This is a genomic window from Streptomyces sp. NBC_01233 (genome assembly GCF_035989305.1).
Taxonomy (GTDB): Bacteria; Actinomycetota; Actinomycetes; order Streptomycetales; family Streptomycetaceae; genus Streptomyces.
Genome location: NZ_CP108514.1, coordinates 3231899 through 3252892 on the forward strand (window position 1 = coordinate 3231899; position 20994 = coordinate 3252892).

At 71.3% G+C, this 20994-nt stretch carries 20 protein-coding genes; 3 read left to right on the forward strand and 17 right to left on the reverse strand.

Annotated elements, in window-relative coordinates:
- Positions 1-20 precede the first annotated feature (20 nt).
- The 5 genes from OG332_RS15195 to OG332_RS15215 all read right to left on the reverse strand — a co-directional run bounded on the left by OG332_RS15195 (position 21) and on the right by OG332_RS15215 (position 3762).
- Positions 21-677 carry a histidine phosphatase family protein gene (locus OG332_RS15195; protein ID WP_327419234.1) on the reverse strand — a complete coding sequence of 219 codons (657 nt, stop codon included), beginning with the start codon at positions 675-677 and terminating at the stop codon, positions 21-23.
- A complete protein-coding gene (rsfS, locus tag OG332_RS15200) occupies positions 674-1120 on the reverse strand; it encodes a ribosome silencing factor (RefSeq protein WP_327413983.1) in 447 nt (148 codons plus the stop codon). Before rsfS ends, OG332_RS15195 begins: the two co-directional genes overlap by 4 nt.
- Before the next feature lie 119 nt (positions 1121-1239).
- Positions 1240-2916, reverse strand: coding sequence for an LCP family protein (locus OG332_RS15205; RefSeq protein ID WP_327413984.1), 1677 nt, complete (start codon positions 2914-2916; stop codon positions 1240-1242).
- Between the two features lie 24 nt (positions 2917-2940).
- Positions 2941-3558, reverse strand: a complete 618-nt coding sequence (gene nadD, locus OG332_RS15210; protein ID WP_327413985.1) for a nicotinate-nucleotide adenylyltransferase — start codon at positions 3556-3558, stop codon at positions 2941-2943.
- A 36-nt stretch (positions 3559-3594) separates the two neighbouring features.
- Positions 3595-3762 (reverse strand): hypothetical protein, encoded by a 168-nt coding sequence (locus OG332_RS15215; protein WP_327413986.1) that lies wholly within the window; start codon positions 3760-3762, stop codon positions 3595-3597.
- A gap of 140 nt (positions 3763-3902) precedes the next feature.
- On the opposite strand from OG332_RS15215, the gene OG332_RS15220 reads away from it, so the two are divergent.
- Positions 3903-4985, forward strand: coding sequence for a M48 family metallopeptidase (locus OG332_RS15220; protein WP_327413987.1), 1083 nt, complete (start codon positions 3903-3905; stop codon positions 4983-4985).
- Here OG332_RS15220 and OG332_RS15225 read toward each other — a convergent pair.
- The 7 genes from OG332_RS15225 to OG332_RS15255 all read right to left on the reverse strand — a co-directional run bounded on the left by OG332_RS15225 (position 4969) and on the right by OG332_RS15255 (position 11502).
- Positions 4969-6114 carry an SCO2583 family membrane protein gene (locus tag OG332_RS15225; RefSeq protein WP_327413988.1) on the reverse strand — a complete coding sequence of 382 codons (1146 nt, stop codon included), beginning with the start codon at positions 6112-6114 and terminating at the stop codon, positions 4969-4971. The genes OG332_RS15220 and OG332_RS15225 overlap by 17 nt on opposite strands.
- A gap of 69 nt (positions 6115-6183) precedes the next feature.
- Positions 6184-6732, reverse strand: coding sequence for an SCO2584 family spore wall biosynthesis protein (locus OG332_RS15230; protein WP_327413989.1), 549 nt, complete (start codon positions 6730-6732; stop codon positions 6184-6186).
- 77 nt (positions 6733-6809) lie between these two features.
- Positions 6810-8093, reverse strand: coding sequence for a glutamate-5-semialdehyde dehydrogenase (locus OG332_RS15235; protein ID WP_327413990.1), 1284 nt, complete (start codon positions 8091-8093; stop codon positions 6810-6812).
- Between the two features lie 282 nt (positions 8094-8375).
- Positions 8376-8843: a hypothetical protein gene (locus tag OG332_RS15240; protein ID WP_442816353.1), complete on the reverse strand. Its 468-nt coding sequence runs from the start codon at positions 8841-8843 to the stop codon at positions 8376-8378.
- A gap of 34 nt (positions 8844-8877) precedes the next feature.
- The gene (gene proB, locus OG332_RS15245; protein ID WP_327413992.1) at positions 8878-10005 is read right to left on the reverse strand and encodes a glutamate 5-kinase; all 1128 of its coding nucleotides are present in this window, start codon (positions 10003-10005) and stop codon (positions 8878-8880) included.
- Positions 10006-10081: 76 nt separating this feature from the next.
- Positions 10082-10510 carry a GtrA family protein gene (locus tag OG332_RS15250; RefSeq protein ID WP_327413993.1) on the reverse strand — a complete coding sequence of 143 codons (429 nt, stop codon included), beginning with the start codon at positions 10508-10510 and terminating at the stop codon, positions 10082-10084.
- A complete protein-coding gene (locus OG332_RS15255) occupies positions 10507-11502 on the reverse strand; it encodes a glycosyltransferase family 2 protein (protein ID WP_327413994.1) in 996 nt (331 codons plus the stop codon). Before OG332_RS15255 ends, OG332_RS15250 begins: the two co-directional genes overlap by 4 nt.
- A gap of 188 nt (positions 11503-11690) precedes the next feature.
- Between OG332_RS15255 and OG332_RS15260 the strand changes: the two genes are divergently transcribed.
- Positions 11691-14579 carry a bifunctional glycosyltransferase/CDP-glycerol:glycerophosphate glycerophosphotransferase gene (locus OG332_RS15260; RefSeq protein ID WP_327413995.1) on the forward strand — a complete coding sequence of 963 codons (2889 nt, stop codon included), beginning with the start codon at positions 11691-11693 and terminating at the stop codon, positions 14577-14579.
- Positions 14576-15748: a glycosyltransferase gene (locus OG332_RS15265; protein WP_327413996.1), complete on the forward strand. Its 1173-nt coding sequence runs from the start codon at positions 14576-14578 to the stop codon at positions 15746-15748. Before OG332_RS15260 ends, OG332_RS15265 begins: the two co-directional genes overlap by 4 nt.
- An 84-nt stretch (positions 15749-15832) precedes the next feature.
- Here the strand turns inward: OG332_RS15265 and galE are convergent, their stop codons facing one another.
- From galE to rplU, 5 genes are all read right to left on the reverse strand, one after another.
- A complete protein-coding gene (galE, locus tag OG332_RS15270) occupies positions 15833-16846 on the reverse strand; it encodes a UDP-glucose 4-epimerase GalE (protein WP_327413997.1) in 1014 nt (337 codons plus the stop codon).
- 62 nt (positions 16847-16908) lie between these two features.
- On the reverse strand, positions 16909-18525 hold the full coding sequence (locus tag OG332_RS15275; protein WP_327413998.1) for a glycosyltransferase family 2 protein: 1617 nt from the start codon (positions 18523-18525) through the stop codon (positions 16909-16911).
- Positions 18526-18595: 70 nt separating this feature from the next.
- Entirely contained in the window at positions 18596-20041 is a 1446-nt protein-coding gene (gene obgE, locus OG332_RS15280) for a GTPase ObgE (protein ID WP_327413999.1), read from the reverse strand.
- Positions 20042-20209: 168 nt separating this feature from the next.
- Positions 20210-20464, reverse strand: coding sequence for a 50S ribosomal protein L27 (rpmA, locus tag OG332_RS15285; protein WP_030027134.1), 255 nt, complete (start codon positions 20462-20464; stop codon positions 20210-20212).
- 13 nt (positions 20465-20477) lie between these two features.
- Positions 20478-20798: a 50S ribosomal protein L21 gene (gene rplU / locus OG332_RS15290; RefSeq protein ID WP_008738952.1), complete on the reverse strand. Its 321-nt coding sequence runs from the start codon at positions 20796-20798 to the stop codon at positions 20478-20480.
- Positions 20799-20994 lie beyond the last annotated feature (196 nt).

Consider the following 20994-nt stretch of genomic DNA (forward strand, 5'->3'; position numbering starts at 1 on the left):
AAGAAGCGGCGGGAAGCAGCTCAGTCGTCGTCGCCGAGCACCGGTTCCGGCAGGGTGCCGGCGTTGTGCTCCAACAGGCGCCAGCCGCGCGCGCCCTCACCGAGGACGGACCAGCAGCAGTTGGAGAGCCCGCCCAGGCCCTCCCAGTCGTACGCGTTCAGGCCCAGCAGGCGCCCGATCGTCGTACGGATGGTGCCGCCGTGGCTGACCACGACGAGGGTGCCGCCCTGCGGCAGCCGGTCGGCGTGCGCCAGGACCACCGGCGCGGCGCGGTCGGCGACCTCGGTCTCCAGCTCACCGCCGCCGCGGCGGACCGGTTCGCCGCGCTTCCACGCCGCGTACTGCTCGCCGTACTTCCCGATGATCTCGTCGTGCGTGAGGCCCTGCCACTCGCCGGCGTACGTCTCGCGCAGCGCCGCGTCGTGGTGCACGGGCAGCCCCGTGACGGAGGCCAGTTCGGCCGCCGTGGCGGAGGCGCGCTGCAGGTCGGAGGCCACGATGGCATCCGGCTTCAGCGAGGCGAGCAGCCGCGCGGAGCGGCGCGCCTGCGCCACACCCGCATCGGTCAGCTCGATGTCCGTGGAGCCCTGGAAGCGCCGCTCCAGGTTCCACGCGGTCTGGCCGTGCCGCCAGAGGACGATCTTGCGTGCGGACTTGCCCGAGGTGCTCGCGCTCAGAACAGATCACCGTCCAGATCGTCGTCGCCCGCCGCCTCGCGCAGCTTGGCGTGCTCCTCGGCCTTGCCGATGGTGAGCTTGGCGTCCTCGGGCAGCTCGATCTCGGGGCAGTCCTTCCACAGGCGCTCCAGCGCGTAGAAGACCCGCTCCTCGCTGTGCTGGACGTGGACGACGATGTCGACGTAGTCGAGCAGGATCCAGCGGGCGTCGCGGTCGCCCTCCCGGCGCACCGGCTTGGCGCCGAGCTCCTTGAGCAGGCGCTCCTCGATCTCGTCGACGATCGACTTGACCTGGCGGTCGTTGGGCGCCGAGGCGAGCAGGAAGGCGTCGGTGATCGACAGCACGTCGCTGACGTCGTACGCGATGATGTCGTGCGCGAGCCGGTCGGCCGCGGCCTGGGCGGCGGCGGTGATGAGCTCGATGGAGCGGTCCGTGGCGGTCACTGGCCATGCTTTCGGGTTGGCGGGCAGATCCTTACAAGGGTCTCATGTGCCGCCGACACCACCCGCGCGGAACGGCCCGCGCGGGCGAAAGCACTCCCCGGGACCGGGCCGGAGCCCGGTCAGGACGCCTTGTAGTCCTTGCCCAGGATCACCACGACCTCCGCGTTCACCACGTTCTCGGCCTTCTTCACGACCGTCTCGGGCAGCCCCAGCGTCTTGGCGACCTCGATCGCACGGTCCCGCTGCGCGTCGTCCTGGTACGTGATCTGGGAGGCGGCCGCGGTCTTGTCGGCCTTGCCGCCGTCCACGAAGGTGTAGCCGCCGTTCAACAGCGCCGCCTTCGCCGCGACCTGCGTCTTCTCGTCGCCGGTGGCGTCCTTGAGGCCGACGCGCGGGGCGGCGCCGGGCTGCGCCGCGGCGGCGGAGCCGCCGAGCACCTCCTTGACGACCTTCTTGTTGGCCTCGTCCGTGAGGGTGCCGTCCGCCTTCACGGCGAGGAGGTCGGTGCGGTACGCACCCACCTTGGCGTGTTCGCCGAGCCGGGCCAGCAGGGCACCCAGGGTCTGCGCGTTCAGGGCCGGGTCGAGGATCTGGCCGATGCTCTCGACCGTCACGGCCGCCGCCTTCGGGTCGCTCGGGAGCTTGCGCAGGACCGCCTGGAGCACCTTGCCCACGCGCTCCAGCTGCTTGGTCTCCGGTTCGCCCTGGCCGCGGTACGTGGCGTACGCGACGGCCATGGGGCCGCTCAGGCTCTGCTTCTGGCCCTGGGCCACGGCCGGGGTCTTGGCCGCGTCGTCGGCGGGGACCGCGGTGTCGGTGTCGACCTCGATGCCGCCGACCAGCTCGACCAGGTTCTCCAGGAAGGGGGTGTCGAGCCGCCAGGTGCCGCCGATCTGGGTGCCGAGCACCGAGTCGAGGGCCTCGCGGGTGCCGAGGCCGCCCTCCTCGACCGCCTTGCCGAGCGCCGTCGCGGAACCGTCCTGGCTGGTGACGCCGAGGGCGTTCGGGAGCAGGACGGTGGCGCCCTGCTTGGTGGTGACGTTGTCGACGAGCAGCGCCGAGGAGGTGCCGCCCTTCTTGGTGTTGTGCAGGTGGACGACGATCATGTCGCGCTTCTGCGCCCCGGCGGCGGCGGTCGCGCCGCTCCTGTCCTGGCCGGGGCCGTCGAGGAAGGGCAGCTTGCCCGCGTACCAGAGGTATCCGAGGCCGCCGACGACGAACACGGCGAGGACGACGATCAGCGCCACCACCCGGTTGCGGCCGCGGCGGCGGGCCTCCTCGCGGCGCTCGGTCCGGCTCTCGGTGAACTTGAGCCAGTCGATGACGTCCTCGGAGTCCTCGTCCGGCTGGTCGATGAAGGCGAACATCTCGGTGCGGTAGTCCCGGCCCGCCTCGGGCTCGCCGTCGGGCCGGCGCGGCTCGGGGACCTGGGCGGTCCGGCGCTCGGCCGGGGCCGGCGGCTCGGGGGCGGCCTGCTGCGGGGCGGCCTGCTGCGGGATCCACTGCTGGGTCTGCCGCGTGTCGTAGCCGTAGCCGGGGGCCTGCGCGTAGTCCTGCTGCCCGTACTCCTGGGCGGCCGGCTGCGGCGCGTAGTACTGCTGCTGCGGCTGCTGCGGCTGCTGCGGCTGGGCGTAGCCCTGGTAGTCGTAGCCGTACTGCTGCTGCTCGTACTGCGGCGCGGGCGGAGCGGGCTGCGCGGGCACCTGGCCGTACACCGGCCGCCCGTACGCGTCGTAGCCGATGAGCTGCTGCTCCTGGGCGGCATACGGGTCGTACGGATCCTGTCGGTCGTTCACCGCGGGGCCCCTCTCTCCGGAAGCTCAGGCTCCCCGGTACAGCTCACGCTTGTCGATGTAGCGCACGACGCCGTCCGGCACCAAGTACCAGACAGGATCCCCCTGGGCCACCCTCGCACGGCAGTCCGTGGACGAGATCGCCAGCGCGGGCACCTCGACCAGGGAGACGCCGCCCTCGGGCAGCCCGTCGTCGGTGAGGACGTGGCCCGGCCTGGTGACGCCGATGAAATGGGCGAGCGAGAAGAGCTCGTCGGCGTTCCGCCAGGTCAGGATCTGTGCGAGCGCGTCGGCACCCGTGATGAAGAACAGGTCGGCGTCGTCGTTCAGCGCCTTGAGGTCCCGCAGGGTGTCGATCGTGTACGTCGGCCCGCCGCGGTCGATGTCGATGCGGCTGACCGAGAACTGGGGGTTCGAAGCCGTGGCGATGACCGTCATCAGGTAGCGGTCCTCGGCGGGCGAGACGGCCCACTGCGACTTCTGCCACGGCTCACCCGTCGGCACGAACACCACCTCGTCGAGGTGGAAAAGGGCGGCCACCTCGCTGGCGGCCACCAGGTGTCCGTGGTGGATCGGGTCGAACGTCCCGCCCATCACGCCGAGCCGGCGCTTGACCGGACCGGTAGGCATCTCCTGCTCTCCCATGAGCGCAGAGCCTACTGGCCCGGCGGACCGGTCGGTCTAGCGGTCGCGGTTCAGGCGCGTGGTGACCCAGAGCATCAGCATCAGGACGACGAAGGCACCGCCGCCGGTCAGGTACGGGTTCAGGCTGTCGTGGTTGCCGCCGTGCTGTTCGGCCCCCTCCGAGGCGAGGACGACCAGGTTGTGGGCGGTGGAGGCGAGGCTCATCAGGCAGGTACCTATCGAGTCGGGGAGCGGGCGGAGACTTCGCTCACATCGTATGCGGGGGCCTGGGGCACGCTCACGCCGACTCAGGCGTTGGAGAGGATAGACGCACGGCCAGGCAGGCCGTTCCAGGGGAGGGCGCTATGACGGAGACGGGTTTCGAGAAGGCACCGGCGCGGGACCGCAGGCGGTTCCCCGGTATCTCTTCGCGGGCGTACGAGCATCCGGCGGACCGCTCGGCGCTGGTGGCGCTGCGCAAGCTGACCGGGTTCGACACCGTGTTCAAGGCCTTGAGCGGGCTGCTTCCGGAGCGCAGCCTGCGGCTGCTGTTCCTGTCGGACTCCGTGCGGGTGGGCGAGACGCAGTTCCCGCACCTGTACGCGATGCTGCGCGACGCCTGTTACATCCTGGACCTGGAGAAGGTCCCGCAGATGTATGTGCAGCAGGACCCGAAGCCCAATGCCATGTGCATCGGGCTGGACGAGCCGATCATCGTGGTGAGCACGAGCCTCGTCGAGCTGCTCGACGAGGAGGAGATGCGGGCGGTGGTGGGCCACGAGGTGGGCCACGCCCTCTCGGGGCACTCCGTGTACCGCACGATCCTGCTGTTCCTGACGAATCTGGCGCTGAAGGTCGCGTGGATCCCGCTGGGCAATGTGGCGATCATGACGATCGTGACCGCGCTGCGGGAGTGGTTCCGCAAGTCGGAGCTCTCGGCCGACCGGGCCGGCCTGCTGGTGGGGCAGGACGTGACGGCCTCGATGCGGGGGCTGATGAAGCTGGCGGGCGGCAACCACCTGCACGAGATGAACGTGGACGCCTTCCTGGCACAGGCCGACGAGTACGAGAAGGGCGGCGACCTCCGCGATTCCGTGCTGAAGATCCTCAACATGCTGCCGCGCACGCACCCCTTCACCACGGTCCGGGCGGCCGAGCTGAAGAAGTGGTCGGAGAGCCGGGACTACCAGCGGATCATGGACGGCCACTACCCGCGCCGTGAGGAGGACAAGGACGCCTCGGTCACCGACTCCTTCCGGGAGTCGGCCGCGCACTACGCCGACTCGGTGCGCACCAGCAAGGACCCGTTGTTCAAGCTGGTCGGCGACATCGCGGGGGGAGCGGCCGACATGGGCGGCAAGCTCCGCGACAAGTTCACGGGCGCCGGCAGCGGATCGGCCGCGGGCACCGGGCCGGCGGGCAAGGGCGGGGCTACGGAGCAGGGCTGACGGGGATCTCCCCCGGGGCCGCGGAGGGCGCCAGTACGCCGCACAGCCCGGCCGCCCGCCGCGGCTCGCCCGTGGCGTACGGGTCGCTCGCGGGCGGGCCCACGGTGGTCGGGCCGGCCCCGGCCGGCACCGGACGGAAGCCCCCGGCCGGGTCGTTGGAGCAGTCCTGCGGCCCGGCCATCACATAGGCCGCGGCCAGCTCCAGCCGCCGGGCACCCAGGTCGTCCCGGTCGAAGCGCAGCCGCAGCTCCCGCCGGACGGTGAAGAGCGAGGCGCCGTCGGCCGCCGCCGGGACTCCGGTGGCCGGCCGCACGGCGTACACGAAGGTGTGGTCGGTGATCACCTCCAGCACGTCCGGGGCGACCTCCGCGTAGGCGAGGGTCCCGCTCACCCGGACCCGGGAGTCGGCCACGACCGCGGCGGCCGGGTCGAAGCGGACCAGCCAGCCGGTGACCGCGTGCCGGCCGTCGCCGGCGGGCGAGGTCATGGTGCGGTCGAACTGCGCCAGCTGGTCGGGGTCGAGCAGGACGCGCACCGGCCGGTTGGCGGCTCCCGCCAGGACATCGGGGTCCAGCGAGGAATTCACCAGGTAGTCCTTGGCGATGGACAGCGCGGTGACGATCTGGACGTCGGTGAAGTGCTGCGTGCGGCGCACGGCGGGCAGGGCGATCCCGGCCGCCCCGACGCGGTAGTCGGCGGCGGGGCTCTTCGCGTACAGGTCGGCGGGCCGCCCGCCGGGCACGGCGGTGGTCGGTGCGAGCGGGACCACGGTGCTGCTGAGTGCCTGGGCGGGCCGTCCGGGCGGGGGGACGTAGGGGTTGCGCAGCCCCATGTAGACGGCGGCCGAGAAGGCCGTGGCGATGAGCAGCACGAGCAGCATGCCCTGCCGGGCGCCCCGGCCGGGAGTGCCGGTGCGGGGGCCGGAGCCGCCGCCCGACCAGATGGAGCGGCTGCGCACGGCCCTGGCGTGTTCGCCCATGCGTTCCTGTGCCGAGTACTCCTGGAGCCGGGCAGCCCGGACGAAGTCCTCGTCGAACACCACCGACCGGTATTCGTCCGACCGGAACTCCTCGTCGCCCCCGCCCATGCCTTCGGGGGTGCCGTTGGGCGGATCTCCTGGAACGGCCATCGCTTCTCCCCGCTGTCCCCGCTTCAGAGAAGCCCCCTGCTCCGGCGTACGCGAGTCGGGGTCGTACCTTCAGGGTTGGCGGACGGAGGGGTACGTAAACGCGCCGACGCCGGTGACTTCGCGCCTGGGGGTGCTGGCGGGCGCCGGGGCGGGGTCCGCCTCGCCCGAGGCGCTGCGGTAAACGGCGCTGAAGGCGAGCGCGACCATGCCGAGGCCCATCACGAAGGCGAGCACCCAGGCGACCGGGCGCAGCCAGGGCGACCGGCCGCGGTACGGGCGCAGGCTGCCGCCGTAGGCCCCGTACGGGCCGTACGTGCCGTCGGGGTAGCCGGGACCGCGGTCGTCCCAACCGTGCTCGTCGCCCTCGTAGCCGTAGGCATATCCGTCGTAGTCGTCGTCGGCCGTCCAGCCGCCGGCCACGGCGCGGGCGGCTTCCGCCTCCGCGCGTGCCCGGTCCGCCGCCCGCTGGCGCTCGGCGGCACTCGGTTCATGGATCTCGGCGTTCCGGACGAAGGCCTCGTCGAACACCACGGAGGCGAAGTCCTGATCCGCGCCTCCGCGGTCGTCGTCGGGCTCCCCGTCGTCCGGGAACGGCTTGCCCCCCACGTCGTCCGGCACAGGACCAGCCTAGACCTGGGGGAGGCCTTTGGGCAGGGTGTCCGCCGAATTCCGGCCACACCGTGTCCAGGCTCCGACTACCGAACGTGACCGTCGCCGGTGACGATGTACTTCGTGGAGGTGAGCTCGGGAAGGCCCATCGGGCCCCGGGCGTGCAGCTTCTGGGTGGAGATGCCGATCTCGGCGCCGAATCCGAACTGACCACCGTCCGTGAACCGAGTGGATGCATTCACGGCGACCGTGGTCGAGTCGACCAGCTGGGTGAAGCGGCGCGCGGCGGCCTGTGAGGTGGTGACGATCGCCTCGGTGTGGCCGGAGGTCCAGCGGCGGATGTGGGCGACGGCGTCGTCGAGGGAGTCCACGACGCCCGCGGCGATGTCGTAGGAGAGGTATTCGGCGGCCCAGTCCTCGTCGGTGGCGGGCAGGGCGGTGACCTTGCCGCCTTCGGCCGCGGCCAGGACCCGGGCGTCGCCGTGCACGGTGACGCCGGCGTCGGCGAGCGCGTCGAGGGCGCGGGGCAGGAAGGCGTCGGCGATGTCCCGGTGGACGAGGAGGGTCTCGGCGGAGTTGCAGACGGAGGGCCGCTGGGCCTTGGAGTTGACGAGGATGTCCACGGCCATGTCCAGGTCGGCCTGGGCGTCGACGTAGACGTGGCAGTTGCCGGTACCGGTCTCGATGACCGGGACGGTGGACTCCTCGACCACGGTCTTGATGAGGGAGGCGCCGCCGCGCGGGATGAGCACGTCGACGAGGCCGCGGGCGCGCATCAGCTCGCGGACGGAGTCGCGGGACTCGCCGGGGACGAGCTGGATCGCGTCGGCGGGGAGGCCGGCCTCGGTGACGGCGTCGCGGAGGACGGCGACGAGCGCGGTGTTGGAGGCGTAGGCGGAGGAGCTGCCGCGCAGGAGGACCGCGTTGCCGGACTTGAGGCAGAGGGCGGCGGCGTCGACGGTGACGTTGGGACGGGCCTCGTAGATGATCCCGACGACGCCGAGGGGGACGCGGATCTGCCGCAGGTCGATCCCGTTGGGGAGGGTGGAGCCGCGGACGACCTCGCCGACGGGGTCGGGGAGGGCGGCGACGTCACGCACGTCGGAGGCGATGGCGGCGACGCGGTCCGGGGTCAGGGTGAGGCGGTCGATGACGGTCTCGCTGGTGCCGGCGGCGCGGGCCTTGTCCGTGTCCACGGCGTTGGCGGCGATGATCTCGGCCGTACGGGCCTCCAGCGCGTCCGCGATCGCCAGCAGGGCGGCGTCCTTGGCGGACCGCGGGAGTGGCGCGACGGCGGCGGCCGCGGTGCGGGCCGCTTGCGCGGTGGCGATGACGGGCGAGGTGGCGGTGGCGGCATCGAGCGAGGTCATGCCGCCCAGGGTAATCCCCCGCCGGTGCCCCGCCGATGGGGTTCCACCCCGCGAGACGCCGCCGCGGGCCGTCCGCGGGTCCGCTGCGCGGGGCCTTCTCCCCGCCCCGCCCCTTCGCCGATTCTCCCCCAGCTACCGCTGGGAGGTACCCCCAGGGCGCTGCCCGGCCCCCGGTCCTCAAGCGTCGGACGGGCTGAAAGACCCTGGGGCTCCGCCCCAGACCCCGCGCCTCAAACGCCGGCGAGGCTGGATCGCTGAAAGCGGGGGCTGGACCAGTCGGGATCAGTACGGGTGCACGCCGACCGGGTGGGCCGGGGGTGGGCCGTAGCCTTCGGCCACGCGTTGGTGGTAGGTGGCGCGGTCGATGACCTCCAGGCCGACGATCTCCCAGGGCGGGAGCTGCGCCGAGGAGCGGTGTTCGCCCCACAGGCGCAGGGCGACGGCCGCCGCGTCGTGGAGGTCACGGGCCTCTTCCCAGTAGCGGATCTCCGCGTGGTCGTCGGCGTACCGGCTGGTCAGCAGGAAGGGGTGGTCGTGGGCCAGTTGTTCCAGCCCGCGCCGGACCTCGGACAGCGGGGCCGGCCTGCCGGAGACGCTCAGGGTCACGTGCCACAGGCGCGAGGCCTGATCCTGCTCCTCCCCGCCACCGCCGCCGTCACCGTCCCCCGGACCGACGCTGGTCAGCGCTCGTCTCACCAGCCGCCTCCTGTCTCCGCTGCGCTTGTCCGCCCGCCCCTCACAGTTGACCAGTCCCCGGCCCGCCGCGCTGCGCTTTTACCGAACCTCAGCCCTGCAGCAGGACCAGATCGTCACGGTGTACGACCTCCCGCTCGTACGCGGGTCCGAGTTCCCGTGCGAGCTCGCGAGTGGAGCGGCCGAGGAGCTGCGGGAGCTCCTTGGCGTCGAAGTTGACCAGGCCCCTGGCCACCGCGCGGCCGTCGGCCGCGCGCAGTTCCACGGGGTCGCCCGCGACGAAGTCGCCCTCGACCGCGGCGATGCCGGCCGGGAGGAGCGAGCTGCCGCGTTCGGTGACGGCGCGCACGGCGCCGTCGTCCAGGACCAGGTGGCCCTGCGGGGTCGAGGCGTGCTGGAGCCAGAGCAGCCGGTCCGCCGAGCGGCGCCCGGTGGCGTGGAAGAGCGTGCCGGTCCCCCGCCCGGCAAGGGCGTCGGCGGCCTGGCTCGCGGAGGTCAGCACCACCGGGACCCCGGCGGCGGCCGCGATCCGGGCCGCCTCGACCTTGGTGACCATGCCGCCGGTGCCCACGCCCGCCTTGCCGGCGCTGCCGATCGAGACGTGCGCGATGTCCTCGGGCCCGCGGACCTCGTCGATGCGGGTGGTGCCGGGCTGGGACGGGTCGCCGTCGTAGAGGCCGTCCACGTCGGAGAGGAGGACGAGGAGGTCCGCGCGGACGAGGTGGGCGACGAGGGCGGCCAGCCGGTCGTTGTCGCCGAAGCGGATCTCGTCCGTGGCGACGGTGTCGTTCTCGTTGACGATCGGGAGGGCGCCCATGGCGAGCAGCTGGTCGAGGGTGCGGTACGCGTTGCGGTAGTGGGCGCGGCGGCTGGTGTCGTCGGTGGTGAGCAGCACCTGGCCCACGCGGAGGCCGTAGCGCGCGAAGGAGGCGGTGTAGCGGGCGACGAGCAGTCCCTGGCCGACGCTGGCGGCCGCCTGCTGGCGGGCCAGGTCCTTGGGGCGGCGGCGCAGGCCGAGCGGGGAGAGTCCGGCGGCGATGGCTCCGCTGGAGACGAGGACGATCTCCTTCTCGCCACCGCTGCGGACCTTGGCCAGGACGTCGACCAGCGCGTCCACCCGGTCGGCGTCGAGGCCGCCGGCCGCGGTGGTCAGGGAGGAGGAACCGACCTTGACCACGATCCTGCGGGCGTCCACGACACCTTGCCTAGCCGCTGACACGTCTGTCCCCTTGCCCCTTGCCGAAATGCCTGCCACCTCAATCTACGGGGTGGGCCCGAAGGGCTGCTCGGGGGTTTCAGACCCTGGACGGGCCGTCGTGCGCGTGCTCGGGCTCGGGGGCCCGCGCGGCGCCCGGGACGAGGATCTTGCGGGAGAGGAGGAAGGTGAACGGGATGGCCACGATCGCCGCGACCAGCGGGGCGATCCGGGTGTCCATCCCGGCCCAGGTCACCAGGGCGTAGAGGCCGGCCGACTGGATCACGTAGTTGGTGACGTTCGTCAGCGGGAAGAGGAGGAACTTCTTCCAGGTCGGCCGGGTCCGGTAGGTGAAGTAGGTGTTCATGAAGAACGAGCCGACCATCGCCAGTACGAAGGCGAGGGAGTAGGCGGCGAAGTACGGCATCCACGGGTGCAGCAGGAGGTAGATGCCGAAGAAGGTGCCGGTGTTGACCCCGCCGACGAGGGCGAAGCGGAAGATCTGGCCGAGCTGGTCCCTGCGGCTCATCGGGCGCTGCGCTCCACAACGGCGGGCTCCGCCCCCGGCCTGGTCCGGCCGTCGCGCGGGGGCTGCTCCGTGCCGTGCGACTCCTTCACCAGGAAGTGCGGCCGGCGCTTGGTCTCGTAGTAGATGCGGCCGATGTACTCGCCGATGAGGCCGAGCATGATCAGCTGGACGCCGCCCAGGCCGGTGATGATCGCCACGAGGGTGACGTATCCCGGGGACTCGACGCCGTTGGTGATCGCCATGATCGTGATCCACAGCGCGTACAGGCCGGTCAGGGCGACCAGCGACACGCCGAACCAGATCCCGATGCGCAGCGGCCGGTTGTTGAAGGAGATCAGGCCGTCCATGCCGTAGTTCAGCAGGGAGCCGAACTTCCACTTCGTCTCGCCGGCCTCGCGCTGCGCGTTGCGGTAGTCGAAGTGGACGGTGTCGAAGCCGATCCAGGAGAAGAGGCCCTTGGAGAAGCGGTTGTACTCCGGCAGCGACAGCAGGGCGTCCACGGCCGGGCGCGACAGCATGCGGAAGTCTCCGACGCCGTCGGTGAGCTCCACGTCGACCCAGCGGTTGACGCCCCGGTAGTAGAGGCGGCTGAGGGCGGAGCGGAGCTTCTTGTCGCCCTCGCGCGTGCGGCGGGCGATGATCTGGTCGTGGCCCTGCCGGTAGAGCTCCAGCATGCGTGCGATGAGCTCCGGCGGGTGCTGGAGGTCGGCGTCCATGATCACGACGGCGTCGCCGGTGGCCTCGCGCAGGCCGGCGAGCATGCCCGCCTCCTTGCCGAAGTTGCGGCTGAAGGAGACGTAGCGCGTCTGGTCGCCGTGGTCCGCGGCGATCTTCCGCAGTTTGCCGAGGGTCCCGTCGCGACTGCCGTCGTCGATGTAGCAGATCTCATAGTCGACGGGGAGGGTGTCCAGGACCTTGCGGACCTCCGCGTCGAAGCTGTCGATGACGGCCTCTTCGTTGTAGCAAGGGACAACTACGGACAGCTTCGTCATGAACACTTCCTGCTGGGTCCGAACGGGTGATTGTCGGCGACCGGACCGGCCTCTCACCTCTTCCTTAGAAGTATGCACGGCGAGGGTGGAGCGTCGGTCGGCCTGCCTGAGCCGAGAGCGGTACACGGTAGCTTTGACGAGATAAGCGGAATGAGCTGAACGAAACGCAACGAAACGAAGGGATCGAGGTGCACGTGCCCGACGTCTCCGTGGTCGTCATCGTCTACAACGACGCAGAGCGTCTGTCGACAGCAGTCCAGTCCGTTCTGGACCAGACCCTGCACGGGGTCGAAGTCGTGATCGTCGACGACTGCAGCAAGGACCGTTCCTACACGGTCGCCCAGGAACTGGAGGCCGCGCATCCGGGAAGAGTGCGCGCCTTCCAGCTGCCGGAGAACAGCGGTGGCTGCGGCGCGCCGCGCAACCACGGCATCCTGCAGGCCACCGGAACGTACGTGATGTTCCTCGACAGCGACGACGTCCTGGAGCGCAACGCCTGCCGGAACATGCTGCAGGCCGCCGAGCGGACCGGCTCCGACCTGGTGTCGGGCATGTGCGTACGCGTGCACCTCGACAACCGCTGGGGGAAGACCACCGAGTGGTACCCCTGGATCTACTCGCGCACGCGCACGCTGGAATCGATCACCGAGTTCCCCGACCTGCTGGTCTACGACACCCTCTCCACGAACAAGTGCTACCGGCGCGCGTTCCTGCTGGAGCAGGGCCTGGAGTTCCCGGTCGGCATCCACTACGAGGACCTGCTCTTCTCCGCGCAGGCGTACGTGGCGGCCCGGCGCATCACCCTGATCCCGAACCACGTCTACTTCTGGAACGTGGTCGAGAAGGCCTCCGCCAAGTCGATCAGCAACCGGCGCCACGAGATCGCGAACTTCGTCCACCGGATGGAGATCCACCGCCGCGTCGACCAGCTGCTGGCGGCGAAGGGCCACGCGGACATCAAGTCCGCGAAGGACGCCAAGTTCGTCAAGCACGACCTGGTGCTGCACCTGCGCGACCTGCCCCTGCTGAGCGACGAGTACCGCCAGGAGTTCGCCCGGCTGGCCAACGGCTACCTCGCCGGGATCGACCCGACCGCGTACGAGAACGTCACCTACCTCCAGGCGATCTGCGCCTACCTGCTCGGCAAGGAGGACTGGGACAACCTGCTCCCGGCCGCCGACGCCATGACCAACAAGGGCCGGCTCACCTCCCCGCTCGCCGAACGCGACGGCCGCGTCTACTGGTGCGCGCGGCACATCGACAGCCCCGACCCCGCCGAGGCCGCCGAGGCCCGCCGGATACTGGACGTCACCGAGCAGGCCTTCCACACCACCCCGCTCACCTCCCTCACCGTGGGCAACCGCCTCACCTCCTACGAGGACGACGGCCGCGGCACCGTCACGCTGTCCGGCTCCGTCGTGAATCCGCTGGGCCGGATCCCCGCCGACGCCGGTCTGAAGGCCACGCTCGAATTCAGGGCCCGCCGGCAGATCGGCGTGCGTTCCTTCAGCTTCCCGGTGGGGGGCGTGCGCCACGCCGGTGACACGATCGAGTGGACCGGCACCGCCGACATCGCGAGCACCGTCCGCCCCCTCGGCATCATCGACGCCGTCTGGGACGTCCGCCTCAAGCTGACCGCCGGCGGCGAGCGGATCACCACCCGCGTCTCGGTCGGCGGGGTCGACCTGGACTCGGCGGCCAGGCTGCGCGTGCGGCCGCGGCTGACCCGGCTGGTCTCCGACCGCTTCGGGCCCGAGGTGACCAAGAAGGGCAACCTCAGCTACGTCCTGACCGCCGAGAGCGCCGCCGCCGTCCGCACCCAGTCGCTGATCAACAACGCCATACAGGGCAAGGCGGCCGGCGTGGTCAAGCGGGGCCTGCGCAAGGCCCTGCGGGCCCGCCGGAACATCGGCTCCGGCGAGCAGAAGGTGAAGCTCTACCACGAGGTCTTCTCGAAGCTGCCGATCAAGAAGGGCACGGTCGTCTTCGAGAGCCACATGGGCAAGCAGTACAGCGACAGCCCCAAGGCGATCTACGAGGAGATGGTGCGCCAGGGCGTGCCGTTCGAGGCGATCTGGTCGTACGCGGGCGCCAAGCCCACCGGCTTCCCCAAGGAGGCCACCCTGGTGCGGCGCTGGAGCTGGCCCTACCTGCGGGCCCTGGCCCAGGCCGAGTACTGGGTCGACAACCAGGGCTTCCCGCTGGCGCTCGCCAAGCGCCCGGGCACCACGTACATCCAGACCTGGCACGGCTCCGCGCTCAAGCGGATGGGCTTCCACGAGCCCCGCACCAAGGCGCAGGGGCGGGCCGGCCAGAAGCGCTTCCAGGAGGCGGTCGACCGCTTCGACCACTTCCTGATCCGCTCCGAGCACGACACCCGCACCCTCGCCAAGGGCTTCCGGCTGCGCGACGAGGTGCTGCTGCGCACGGGCTACCCGCGCAACGACGCCCTCGTGGAGGCGCACCGGACCGAGGTGGGGAGCGGTGAGCGGGTCCGCGGACCCCTGGCGGCCGAGCTCGGCATCGACCCGGACAAGAAGGTGCTGCTGTACGCGCCGACCTTCCGGGCGGGTGCGGACGGCGCGGTGGAGGGCTTCACCTTCCCCTTCGACGTGGAGGAGTTCGCGGACCGGCTCGGTGACCGCTTCACGCTGCTGGTGCGGACCCACTACCTCAACAGCGTCTCGCTGCCGCCGTCGGTCGCCGGCCGCGTCCTCGACGTGTCCCGGCACCACGACATCACCCCGCTCCTGGCCCTCGCCGACGGACTGATCACCGACTACTCGTCCGTGATGTTCGACTACGCGGTCCTGGACCGGCCGATGCTGTTCTTCGCGTACGACTACGAGAAGTACGCGACGGACATCCGCGGCACGTACTTCGACCTGAAGGAGAAGGCCCCGGGCCCGGTCGTGGCCACGGCGGACGAACTCCTGCAGGCGATCGCCGCCTTCGAGGAGGCGGACGCCAAGTACGCCCAGGCGCGCGAGCGCTTCCTCGCCGAGTTCGGCGAGTACGACCGCGGGGACGCGGCCCGCCAGATCGTCGAGAAGTTCTTCACCAGGAGCGGCAAGTGAGCCAGGAGACCAGCACCCCGGGCGGCCGTGACGTCTTCATCGTCTCCAACAACGTCGACGAGCTCGGCGGCGTGACCACCTGGTCGCACCAGATGGCCCGGCTGTTCACGGACCGCGGCCACCACGTGCACATCGTCGGCATCGCCCCGGTCGCCGAGGAGATCCGGCAGAAGCTGCCGCAGGACCTGCCGTACGCGATGACCACGCTCTACGACGCCCACCCGCCGTCGGCCCGCCGGCTGCGCGGGATCAAGGGCCGGCTGAACGCACCCGAGCGGCGCCGTCAGGCGGCCCGCCGGGCGAAGATGCGGGTCAAGGCGGAGCAGCTGAGCGAGCTGCTGCGCGCGGCCCGGCCGGGCGGTGTGGTCATCGTCACGCAGGTCTGGGCGATGGAGTGGGTGGCGCTCGCCGACACCAAGGGGCTCACCGTCATCGGCATGAGCCACGAGTCGTTCGAGGCCAGCCAGAAGTCCACCCGCGGCGAGCGGGTCCGCCGCCACTACTCCGAGGTCGACCGGCTGCTGGTGCTGACGGCCGAGGACGCGGACCTGTGGATCCGGGCGGGCATGGAGAACGTCGCCAGCATGCCGAACCCGCTGCCCTTCATGCCCGACACCCCGGCCCCGCGCACGGAGAAGGTCGTGGCGTGCGTCGGCCGCCTCGCCTTCGAGAAGGGCGTCGACCTGCTGCTCGACGCATGGGCGGACGCCGCGCCGCTCCACCCCGACTGGGTCCTGCGGATCTACGGGGCGGGCGCGGAGGAGCAGGCACTGCGGGCGCACTGCACGTCGCTGGGCCTGGACGACTCCGTGGAGTGGATGGGCAGCACCGGCGACGTGCTGGGCGCCCTGCGCGGGGCCTCGGTCTTCGCCCAGGCCTCACGGGCCGAGGGCTTCCCGATCACGCTGCTGGAGGCGATGGCGGCGGGCGTTCCGGCGGCCGCCTTCGACTGCGCGCCGGGCGTGCGGGAGATCGTCGAGCACGGCGAGGACGGGCTGCTGGCCCGGCTGGGCAACACGATGGAGCTCGCCGGGCACCTGCACACGCTGATGTCCGACCGTGAACTGCGCGACCGGCTCGGCGACAACGCCTTCCACGCGGTGAAGCGGTACTCCAGTGCCGACATCACCGACCGGTGGGAAGAGCTGTTCACCTTCCTGGAGCGCTGACCGCTTCCGCCGCGCGACGCACGAAGCCGCCCGCCCCGGACACATCCGGGGCGGGCGGCTTCGCAGACGGCCTTCGCCGGCCGGTCAGGCCTTGTGGACGTCCTTGTGGCGGTCCGTGCGGGCGGCCTTGTTGGCCTCCCAGCCCGCCCAGGCGGAGGTGACCATCTCGCGGACGTCGTGGCGGGCCTTCCAGCCCAGCTCGCTGGTGATCTTGTCGGCCGAGGCCACGACCTTCGCCGGGTCGCCGGCGCGGCGGGGGCTGATCACCGGCGCGTAGTCGTGCCCGGTGTTCTTGTTCAGGAGCGCCACCATCTCGGCCACCGAAACGCCCTCGCCGCGCCCGATGTTGACGGTGAGGTCCTTGTACTCACCGGCCGCGCCCCACTCGGCGAGCTTGCGGGCCGCCGCCACGTGGGCCTCCGCGAGGTCCTCGACGTGGATGTAGTCGCGGATGCAGGTGCCGTCCGGGGTCGGGTAGTCGTCACCGAAGATCTTGGCGCCCTCGCCGGCGTCGTAGCGCTCGAAGACCATCGGGACCAGGTTGAAGACGCCGGTGTCGGCGAGCTCAGGGGTCGCCGCGCCCGCCACGTTGAAGTAGCGGAGGCAGGCCGTGGAGATGCCGTGCGCCTTGCCCGCGGCGCGCACCAGCCACTCGCCGGCCAGCTTCGTCTCGCCGTAGGGGCTCAGCGGCGCGCACGGGGTCTCCTCGGTGACCAGGTCCACGTCGGGCATGCCGTAGACGGAGGCGGAGGAGGAGAAGAGGAAGTTGCGGACGCCCGCCTCGGCCACGGCCTGCAGCAGGACCGTGAGGCCGTGCACGTTCTCGTGGTAGTAGTACAGCGGCTTCTCGACGGACTCGCCGACCTGCTTCTTGCCCGCGAGGTGCACCACGCCGGTGATCTTGTGCGCGCGGATGGTCTTCTCCAGCGTCAGCCGGTCCAGGACGGAGCCGACCACCAGCGGGACGCCCTCCGGGACGCGGTCCTCCTTGCCCGTGGAGAGGTCGTCGAGCACGACGACCTTCTCCCCCGCGAGCAGCATCGCGCGGACGACGTGCGCGCCGATGTAACCGGCGCCACCGGTGATCAGAAACGTCATGTGTATCTCCTTGGTCCTGTCCGACTTCGGTGGGGAAAAGCGCAGCGGTGTGGAAGCGGCCGTCAGCCCGCCCCGCGGCCTGCCCGGGCCCGGTGGAGGCGGTTGCGCACGAGGTACAGCGCGCCCTCGGCGCCGGGTGCGAGGCGCAGCGCGAGAGCGCCGGCCCCCGTCCGGTAGGGCTGCGCCAGCAGAACACCGTACCGGCTGCTGGGCAGGGCCCGGCGGCGGAGCAGGTTGCCCCCGGGGCGCAGGGAGGTGAACACCGAGCTCCCGTCGGCGCACTCCACGCGCACCCCGACGTTCCAGGCCTGCATCCTGCGCAGCCCCTGGCGGCGGCCCGTGACGGCCAGGTCGGCCAGGCGGAAGGGCAGCACGGCGATCCAGCCGCCGCTGCGGTCGGGGCGCAGCTCGACCGGCTGGGCGAGGACCGGCTCGGCTCCCGCGCGCGGCATGAAGCTCAGCTGCACGGTCCGGGGTCCGGCCTCGGCGAGGCGCCCGTACAGGTCGTGCAGGCGGACCCGGACGGCGCCGCGGCCGGCCGGTTCGGCGTCGACGGTGACGGGCAGTTCGGCGACCGGAAGCCCGGCCAGGCCGTCCAGCTCCACCGGGAGCTCCTCGCTCCACACCGGGGCGCCGGTGGGGCCGACCGCGTACGGGGGCAGCAGCCGCGGCGGTTCGGCGGCCAGCCGGGTGAGCCGGCCGACGTCGGCGGGCGGGGTCGCGGTGGCGCGCAGCACCCGTACGATCCAGCGGGCGTGGGCGGCGGCGGACTCGATGTCGGCCTCGGCGAAGGTGTCGAGGTACTCGCGGGTGAGGGTCCACCAGTCGGCCTGGTACCCGGGGTCCTTGCCGAGCTCGCGCAGGTACATGCGCAGGTCGTACTCCAGGAACTTCACCTGGCAGGCGCTGCCCAGCTCCGGGGAGGCGGCGGCGAGGGTCCGGGCGGCCGTGCGGTGGGCCTCGACGCGGGCGCGCCAGTTCCCGACGTCCTTGCGGTCCAGGGAGATCGACACCTGGGCGGCGCTGCGCCGCACGTGCCAGACGTAGACGAGGTCGCCGGTGACGGCGATGCGGGGGGCCGCGGCCAGGACGCGCGCGGTGAAGACGAAGTCCTCGTAGACGAACCGGCCGTCGGGGAAGCGCAGGCCGTGCTCCTGGAGGAAGGCGCGGTCGTAGAGCTTGTTGACGCAGAGGGTGTCGCGGACGAGCTCGGGCCGGTCCGCTGGCCGCTCGATGACGTCGCCGGGCGTGTAGAGCCCGGGCATCCACGGCACGTCGTGGTGCTGGGGCAGCTCGCGCCGGACCGCCGCGCCGACGGTGACGGGGGCGCCGTGCTCCTCGGCGGTGCGCACCAGGGCGTCGGCCGCACCCGGTGGCAGCACGTCGTCGCTGTCCAGGAAGAGGACGTACTTCCCGGACGCGACCGCGATCCCGTCGTTGCGGGGGGTGCCGCACCCCCCGCTGTTCTCCGTGCGGTGCACGACCTTGAGGCGGGGGTGCGCGGCCGCCAGCTCGTCCAGCACCCGCGCGGTGCCGTCGGACGAGGCGTCGTTCACCGCGATGACCTCGGCGACCACCGGGCCCTGGGCGAGGGCCGAGGAGACGGCCTCGCCCACGAGCCGGGCGTCGTTGTACGCGATGACCACGACGGAGACCGTGGGGAGGTTGCTGCTGTTCACCCGAAGGATCCTAGGCGACCCACATAAAGGCGCCTTCAAACCCTCCGGGGCAGATTCCCTCGGAAGGGGACTAGAACGGCCGGAATTCGTCGTACTCCTTCTGCGCCGAGTCCCCGCGCTGAGCGTCCTTCTCCTTGCGGCGGGTGGTGGCCGGACGCGGGGCGTCCAGACGGTGGTCCTCGCCGCGGCGGCCCAGCATCTCGGCCCCGGCCATCACGGTCGGCTCCCAGTCGAAGACGACCGCGTTCTCGTCGGAGCCGATGGCCACGCCGTCACCGGCGCGGGCGCCGGCCTTCCTGAGCGCCTCCTCGACGCCGAGGCGGTTGAGGCGGTCGGCGAGGTAGCCGACGGCCTCGTCGTTGTTGAAGTCGGTCTGGCGGACCCAGCGCTCCGGCTTCTCGCCGCGCACGTTGTAGACGTCCTCGACCTCGTCGTAGGTGACGGTGAAGCCGGTGTCGTCCACGGCCTTCGGACGGATGACGATGCGGGTCGCCTCCTCCTTCGGCTTGCGGGCGCGGGCCTTGGCGATGCCCTCGGCGAGGAAGTAGGACAGCTCCTTCAGGCCCGTACGGGCGACCGCGGAGACCTCGAAGACCTTGTAGCCGCGCGCCTCCAGGTCCGGGCGGACCATGTCGGCGAGCTCCTGGCCGTCCGGGATGTCGACCTTGTTCAGGACGACGAGGCGCGGACGCTTCTCCAGGCCGCCGCCGTAGAGCTTGAGCTCCTCCTCGATGACGTCGAGGTCGGCGATCGGGTCGCGGTCGGACTCCAGGGTGGCGGTGTCCAGGACGTGCACGAGCACCGAGCAGCGCTCGACGTGGCGCAGGAACTCCAGGCCCAGGCCACGGCCCTGGCTGGCGCCGGGGATCAGGCCGGGGACGTCGGCGATCGTGTAGACGGTCGAGCCGGCGGTGACGACGCCCAGGTTCGGGACGAGGGTGGTGAAGGGGTAGTCCGCGATCTTCGGCTTGGCCGAGGAGAGCACCGAGATCAGCGAGGACTTGCCGGCGCTCGGGAAGCCGACCAGCGCCACGTCGGCGACGGTCTTGAGCTCCAGGACGATGTCGCCGGTGGTGCCGGGGACGCCGAGGAACGCGAAGCCGGGCGCCTTGCGGCGGGCAGAGGAGAGCGCCGCGTTGCCGAGACCGCCGCGGCCGCCCTCGGCGGCCACGTAGGTGGTGCCCTGGCCGACGAGGTCGGCGAGGACGTTGCCCTCCTTGTCGAGGACGACGGTGCCGTCCGGCACGGGCAGGATCATGTCCTGGCCGTCCTTGCCGGAACGGTTGCCGCCCTCGCCGGGCTTGCCGTTGGTGGCCTTGCGGTGGGGGCTGTGGTGGTAGTCGAGCAGGGTGGTGATCGCCTGCTCCACCACCAGGATGACGTCGCCGCCGCGGCCGCCGTTTCCGCCGTCGGGGCCGCCGAGCGGCTTGAACTTCTCCCGGTGAACGGAGGCGCAGCCGTGGCCCCCGTTACCCGCGGCGACGTGCAGCTCGACGCGGTCCACGAAGGTGGTCATGGTTGTTCCTCCAGTTACATGCGGGAATGTCCCGGACAGGCCTTGCTGTCCATTAAAACGTCTGTACGTACCAACGCACCGAGGGCGGACCTCTCTTCCCGGCTGACGCCGGGAAGAGCTGAGATCCGCCCTCGGGAAGTTACGAACGCTTGATCAGCAGAAGCTGGATCAGGCGGCCGGAACGATGTTGACGACCTTGCGGCCACGGTGCGTGCCGAACTGCACGGCACCCGCCTGCAGCGCGAACAGCGTGTCGTCGCCACCACGGCCGACACCCGAACCCGGGTGGAAGTGGGTGCCACGCTGGCGGACGAGGATCTCGCCGGCGGAGACGACCTGACCGCCGAAGCGCTTCACGCCGAGCCGCTGGGCATTGGAGTCGCGCCCGTTCCGGGTGGACGATGCGCCCTTCTTGTGTGCCATGTCTCAGTCCCTCTTACTTCGCAGCCGCGGGGATACCGGTGACCTTGATCGCCGTGTACTGCTGGCGGTGACCCTGGCGACGGCGGTAGCCGGTCTTGTTCTTGTACCGAAGGATGTCGATCTTCGCACCCTTGTGGTGGTCCACGATCTCGGCCTGGACCTTGATGCCGGCCAGGACCCACGGGTCGCTGGTCACGGCGTCGCCGTCGACAACGAGCAGGGTCGAGAGCTCGACCGTGTCGCCAACCTTGGCAGTGGAAATCTTGTCAACCTCAACGATGTCGCCGACAGCAACCTTGTGCTGGCGACCACCGCTGCGCACGATGGCGTACACGCGGATCTCTCTCTCACTCGGGACGGATGCTCCTGAAGCCAGCCGCTCAGGCGGGCCGGGGCCCACGCTGATCCGGATTGGACGAGCGGCCTCTCCCATACAGCGCTTGCGCGCGGAATAGCGGGAGGAAGGTGCTCAGAAGCGCGGCGCACACTGGACGGATTCGTCCAAGACACGCCGACGGTCTAGGTTACGG